The sequence below is a fragment of the Pseudomonas sp. PME37.24/025 genome (assembly GCF_055556615.1).
On the sequence record NZ_JBVHNK010000013.1, the window covers coordinates 229,986 to 235,985 of the forward strand.

Below are 6,000 nucleotides of genomic sequence, written 5' to 3' on the forward strand. Positions count from 1 at the left end.
GCCGAAGCGGGTTTCTCAAGACCATTGCGACATCCTGTCGGCAGCCATCCTGGCATATGGTCGATCATCCGTGATCCTGAGCACGTCCTGTGCTTCAGTTGATGAGTCCATATTAGACACATCGGTGAAGCATCAAAAGACGACATACCACTGGCTACGTGTAAGCCATTGACCATTCAGCGCCTTACAACCTGCCCTTGTAGCAGCTTCCGAACGCAGCCTTCGGCAGCGGCTACAAGAAACCGGATTACAGTTTTCTACAGACGAAAAAAAACCCGCCGAAGCGGGTTTTTCCCAAGACCATATCGACTCCCTGTCGGCAGCGATCCTTGCTATGGTCGATCATCCGTGACCCTGGAGCACTTCCTGTGCTTCAGTTGATGAGGCTAGATTACGCTTGGGATCCAATCCGCAATAGACGACATAGCTACTACCGCGTGTAAGACATTCGCTATAGTCGCCCCTCCGAAAACCCTTTGAAGAGTCAGCCATTCTGCGCTGAAGCCACGAATTTCGTGGCCTGCAGCCATCAGCCGCCCTGATGCTCATGGTTCTTGGTATTTGTTTCCAGAAATTGTTCGATATTGCTCATCTGCTCATCCCAACCCCGGCTGTCCATTCGGAACGCCTTGAGCCTGCGCGACTGAGGGATGTGATCGAAACCGGACTCGACAACCGTCAACAACGTGCCTTCGTCCATATCCTGGAGTTCGAACTTCACCAGCGTGGTGGGCTCCTGGGAGTAATCGGTATCGGGTTCGACTGCATACGGGTGCCAGCGAAACGAAAACACCCGCTCCGGCTCGACCCGCTCCACCAGTACATTCCACAACAAGTGCTCATAACCAGGATAAGTAATCTGCCCCTGGGTCCACTCGCCGGCGACAAAGCGCTTGCCTTCGAGCGCCACGCCGAACCATTGCCCAAAGGCTTCGGCATTGGCCAGCACGCGCCAGACCTGCGAGCGCGGCACCTTGAGCAGGATCTTCCTTTCGATGCGATCTGATGCTGGGTTCATAAGTCACCTCCTGTATTGAACAGTAGGCCTGTAAAGACCATAAGACCAACCTAAAAGTTGTATCAAACAGGTGCCGCAATAACCCGTACCTGAAATATTCGGCCTCAGTTTTGGCCATAAGTTCTGGTTTTTCGGGGGAGTCAGCGGGCTGAAACTGCTAACGTTTGCAACGACGTGGAACCCTTACAAGGAAGATTCATGCAGCCTTCACTCACGGAACGTTATCGCGCAACCCTGCTGGGGCTTGCTTGTGGGGATGCCGTCGGCACCCATGCCGAATTCCAGACGCGCGGCTCGTTCAAGCCCTTGACCGACATGATTGGCGGCGGCCCGTTCAATCTGAAGCCGGGCAATGGACCGATGACACTTCCATGGCACTTTGCCTGGCAGAAAGCTTGCTGAACAAAAAAGGTTTTGATGCGGCCGATCAAATGGGCCGTTACCTCAACTGGTGGCAATGGGGTTACCTGAGTTCGACCGGCGAATGCTTCGACATTGGTATGACCGTCCGTGAAGCGCTGGCTCGTTATCAGGAAACCGGTCAGCCATTCGCGGGATCCACCGATCCCTATACGGCCGGTAACGGTTCGCTGATGCGGTTAGCGCCAATAGTGTTGTACTACTTTCCCGACCCCGACCGGATCAGGAGGTTTTCCGCAGACAGCTCGCGCACTACCCATGCGGCGCCGGAGGCACTTGAATGCTGTCAGTTGCTTGCCGATCTGATCCGCAAGGCATTGCAAGGCGAGCCCAAGCAGGACTTGCAGAGTCTGCCAGAGACGACGCTTCTGGAACCGAAGGTCGCGAGCATTGCCCGCGGCGATTACCTCGGAAAATCCATAAACGATATTCGCGGTAGCGGATACTGCGTTGCATCACTGGAAGCGGCCTTGTGGTGCTTTCATCGCACTGACAGTTTTGAAGCCGCCATCCTCAAAGCCGCGAACCTGGGCGACGACGCCGATACCACTGCTGCCATTGTCGGCCAGTTGGCCGGAGCCCACTACGGTATGCAGGCCATCCCTGACGGCTGGCTTGCGAAATTGCACCAGCGCGAAGACATCGAAGCCACGGCTGACGCCCTGCTTCGGGCCGCCATCTCAGCCACGCAACCAGGGAAACCCCATGAATAACTTACATGGCAGTTGCTTGTGCAAGGCCATCGAATACGAACTTGATCGCCTCGACATGCCCATCAGTCACTGCCACTGCCATACCTGTCGCAAGGCACACGCCGCAGCATTCGCCTCAACGGCCGGGGTCATGCGTGAGCATTTTCGCTGGACAAAAGGACAGGACCGGCTAAGCACCTATGAGTCGTCGCCGGGCAAGCTTCGGCATTTCTGTTCGATCTGCGGATCGCATCTGATGGCAGAGCGCTTGGCCCAACCCCATGTAATCGTTCGCGTGGCGACTCTCGACGATGATCCGAAAATGACACCTCAGGCTCATATCTGGACGTCCCATGACGTGTCCTGGCTTGAATATGAATCGAATGAGAAATGTCCGCAGTGGCAGGTATAAATTCTGAACAGCGCAGCGCTTTTGTGGCGAGCGGCAGATTCGTTGATTAACCATCCGCTTCGCTACACTGCAGCTCAACTTTCCAATGTCACCACGAGAATCCCCCATGCACCCACGCTTTCTCCTGGCACTGACGCCGCTGCTGTTCACCACCGTGGCGCATGCCGTGGACTGTGCGAATGCGAATGACCAGGGCACCATGAATCAGTGCGCCGCCGAGCAGTACAAAACGGCTGATAAAGAGCTGAATACGCTTTACCAGCAAATCACCAAACGATTGAAAGACAATCCCGATGCCAAGAAGCTGCTGGTCAGTGCGCAACGCAACTGGATGGCCTTTCGTGATGCCGAGTGTGAGTTTTCGACCTCTAGAGTGACGGGTGGCAGTGTGTATCCGCTGATCTATAGCAACTGCACCACGGAGCTGACCAAGGCGCGGGTCGAGACGTTCAAGACTTACTTGAAGTGTCAGGAAGGGGATTTGAGTTGTCCGGTGCCTGGGGTTTGATGCTGCGGTGTTCTTGAGGACCTCTTCGCGGGCAAGCCTCGCTCTTGCGGGGACTTTGGCGGGACACAAATTGTGTGTTCACCAAAAAATCCCCCGACAACTTGATGTTGCCGATCTGCTTCAGGCTATCGGAGTGTTCGACGGTGGCCGAGTCTTCCTTCTCGGCTTCGGATACACGCCGCACCGCCAACGTGGTGCGGCGTGACGCAGGTTTAGCGGTAAAACGGAGGGTGACTGACTTTGTGAGCCTCGATTTCTTGCCGCATACCAGCCACTAGCGACGCGATCGCGTGGGGACTATCCAGTGTCCATACCGGAACATGGGTGGCCACCAGATCCACTTTCCCGGTCATGCAATCGCAGACCCGAATTGTCAGGGACTGGTCCGCCTCCATGCTGCAAGTGCACACAGCGGGCAAAAAACTATGCTCAATGATATTTTGAATTTCCAGGGTTGAAAGGAACATTGCTACCTCCCTCATGCCAGATGTGTGGCCGGGCAAATGCTCCCTCACTCACCCATTAACTTGAAAATTCTAGTCTTCAATAGCAGGTGTCTCAAGACCGTAACAGGTTGCTCGTCGTCTCATTGGTTATCGCGATTTACGACAACACTTGGGAGCGGTCCTGCATCATACAAAACCTGCCGACACCGTGGTGCCACAGGTCCAGTCCTGGGATGTCGCCCTGCGGGCAATAAATCGGTATTGAAGTGCAGGAGAAGTCGATCAGGCGATCGAGATAATGTTCGCCGTTCGATTAACCCGCCAGCACATGCTCAGTATCTGTAAGCCGGTGCTGTATAGCTTTGATCGTTAGACATGAGGATGGTCACCCAGCGCTTTACTCGGCGCGGCGTACTGCGGCTTCAGGTGCCCGTCCTGATCGAGCAGCCAGGCGTCCATGATTTGCCGCACCACCGGACCGGCGACGCGACCTCCGGCCTCGCCGTTTTCGATCATGACCGAGATGACAATCTTCGGATGTTCGGCCGGGGCGAAACCGACGAACAAGGCATTGTCACGGTTGCGCTCCAGCGTTTTCGCCCGGTTGTAGCGTTCACCCTGCTTGATCGCCACCACTTGCGCGGTCCCACTTTTGCCAGCAATACGGTACTGAGCCCCCGCCGCTGCCGCTCGGGCAATCCCACGGGCATCATGCATTACCATCTGCATGCCATGATTGACCTGTTCCCAGTCACGCGGGTCCTTGAGCAGGATGTTCGGCATCGGATGCTCGTCCACCGGCGCTACGCCATCCACCGTTTTGGCCAGGTGTGGTCGGTTCCATATACCTTTGTTGGCGATCAGCGCGGTAGCTTGAGCCAGTTGCAGGGGCGTGACCTGCATGTAGCCCTGACCGATGCCCAGGATCACAGTCTCGCCAGGGAACCACGGCTGACGGCGCGTGGCGCGTTTCCAGGCCTGGGATGGCATCAACCCCGCAGACTCTTCGAACATATCCAGCGAGACCTTCTCGCCCAGGCCGAACATCGTCATGTAATCGTGCAGGCGGTCAATGCCCAGCTTGTGCGCCAGATCGTAGAAATAGGTGTCGTTGGAGCGCATGATCGCCGCGTCCATATCCACCCAGCCATCGCCACTGTGATTCCAGTTACGGTATTTATGATCGAAATCCGGTAGCTGGTAATAACCTGGATCGAAGACACGGGTCTGCGGGGTGACCACCCCGGCGTCGAGGCCGGCGATCGCCACTTCCGGCTTGATAGTCGAGCCCGGCGCGTAGAGCCCACGCAGCACACGATTGAACAATGGCCGGTCGATGGAATCGTGCAGCGCCGCGTATTCCTTGAAGCTGATGCCCGTCACGAACATGTTCGGATCGAAGCTTGGCTTACTGACCATGGCCAGTACTTCGCCGGTCGACGGGTCGAGAGCAACCACCGAGCCACGGCGATCGCCCAATGCCTCCTCGGCTGCTTCCTGAAGTTTGACATCGAGGCTCAGGACGATGTTTTTGCCAGGGACCGGGTCGGTGTGTTTGAGCACTCGCAGCACGCGGCCCTGAGCGTTGGTCTCGACTTCTTCATAACCCACATGTCCGTGCAACTCAGGCTCGTAGAATTTCTCGATGCCGGTCTTGCCGATGGATTGGGTGCCACGGTATTCCACCGTATCAAGAGCCTTGGATTCTTTCTCATTGATGCGGCCGACATAACCGATCGAATGGGCAAAATGTGCGCCCATGGGGTAGTGGCGAACGAACTGTGGCTCTACGTCGATCCCTGGCAGACGGAATTCGTTGACTGCCAACACCGCGATCTGTTCTTCGTTGAGTTCGTAGAACAAGGTGACGGGCACGAAGGGGTGTCGAGCCTGCTTCATCGCCTTGTCGAACAGCGTGCGATCTTCAGCCGGCAGGTGCAGGAGGTTGACCACGTCATCCAGCTCTTCTTTGACGTCGGAGGCGCGCTCGCGAGTGATGGTCAGGTTGAAACTGGGCCGGTTGTCCGCCAGTAGCACGCCGTTGCGGTCGTAGATCAGCCCGCGGGTAGGGGCGATCGGCAATACGTGTACACGGTTGTTTTCGGAGATCGTCGAGTGGTAGTCGTACTCGACCACCTGCAGAACATACAGCCGCACCACCAGCGCGCAGGTAATAGCGACGACGAACAAGGCGCAGGCCATCAGTCTTTTATTGACCAGGCGCGTCTCTTTTTCGTGGTCCTTGATTGGTATTGGTTCAGGCATTTCTGCAGCGGCTCTTTGACTGTAGAGGAGGTGCCGATCCATGGACTTGGAATCAGCCCGTGAAAGGGCTGCACCATTCCAAAAACGGCGTGGCTACTTTAGCGCCCGTTCTCCCGAAACTTCATGAACAATGCAGCTGTTACCCAGAATAGCCACCACGGCATTTTCCTGCGGACAAAACAAAACCCCTACCTGCATACGCAGATAGGGGTTTCGGAATTTAATCTTGACGATGACCT

5 protein-coding genes and 1 pseudogene are annotated in these 6,000 nt (G+C 56.1%); 3 read left to right on the forward strand and 3 right to left on the reverse strand.

What is annotated here, in order from left to right:
• Window positions 1–529 precede the first annotated feature (529 nt).
• Complete coding sequence (locus ACZ3HH_RS23615) at window positions 530–1,018, reverse strand: SRPBCC family protein (protein WP_460145216.1); 489 nt, start codon at window positions 1,016–1,018, stop codon at window positions 530–532.
• Window positions 1,019–1,216: 198 nt separating this feature from the next.
• Between ACZ3HH_RS23615 and ACZ3HH_RS23620 the strand changes: the two are divergent.
• From ACZ3HH_RS23620 to ACZ3HH_RS23630, 3 genes and pseudogenes are all read left to right on the forward strand, one after another.
• Window positions 1,217–2,151 (forward strand): annotated as a pseudogene (locus tag ACZ3HH_RS23620) (ADP-ribosylglycohydrolase family protein).
• Window positions 2,144–2,542 (forward strand): GFA family protein, encoded by a 399-nt coding sequence (locus ACZ3HH_RS23625; RefSeq protein WP_465808173.1) that lies wholly within the window; start codon window positions 2,144–2,146, stop codon window positions 2,540–2,542. The pseudogene ACZ3HH_RS23620 and the gene ACZ3HH_RS23625 overlap by 8 nt, the downstream one beginning before the upstream one ends.
• 106 nt (window positions 2,543–2,648) lie before the next feature.
• Window positions 2,649–3,050, forward strand: a complete 402-nt coding sequence (locus ACZ3HH_RS23630; protein WP_465808174.1) for a lysozyme inhibitor LprI family protein — start codon at window positions 2,649–2,651, stop codon at window positions 3,048–3,050.
• 212 nt (window positions 3,051–3,262) lie between these two features.
• Here the strand turns inward: ACZ3HH_RS23630 and ACZ3HH_RS23635 are convergent, their stop codons facing one another.
• Both ACZ3HH_RS23635 and mrdA read right to left on the reverse strand, forming a co-directional pair.
• Window positions 3,263–3,517, reverse strand: a complete 255-nt coding sequence (locus ACZ3HH_RS23635) for a DUF1652 domain-containing protein (protein ID WP_465808175.1) — start codon at window positions 3,515–3,517, stop codon at window positions 3,263–3,265.
• Between the two features lie 348 nt (window positions 3,518–3,865).
• A complete protein-coding gene (gene mrdA, locus ACZ3HH_RS23640) occupies window positions 3,866–5,761 on the reverse strand; it encodes a penicillin-binding protein 2 (protein WP_465808177.1) in 1,896 nt (631 codons plus the stop codon).
• Between the last annotated feature and the right edge of the window lie 239 nt (window positions 5,762–6,000).

What these genes read in the sequence shown, in the direction of transcription:
- ACZ3HH_RS23630 (WP_465808174.1), top strand. Translation starts at nt 2,649, where the DNA reads ATGCACCCACGCTTTCTCCTGGCACTGACGCCGCTGCTGTTCACCACC.
- ACZ3HH_RS23635 (WP_465808175.1), bottom strand. Translation starts at nt 3,517, where the DNA reads ATGTTCCTTTCAACCCTGGAAATTCAAAATATCATTGAGCATAGTTTT.
- ACZ3HH_RS23615 (WP_460145216.1), bottom strand. Translation starts at nt 1,018, where the DNA reads ATGAACCCAGCATCAGATCGCATCGAAAGGAAGATCCTGCTCAAGGTG.
- ACZ3HH_RS23625 (WP_465808173.1), top strand. Translation starts at nt 2,144, where the DNA reads ATGAATAACTTACATGGCAGTTGCTTGTGCAAGGCCATCGAATACGAA.
- mrdA (WP_465808177.1), bottom strand. Translation starts at nt 5,761, where the DNA reads ATGCCTGAACCAATACCAATCAAGGACCACGAAAAAGAGACGCGCCTG.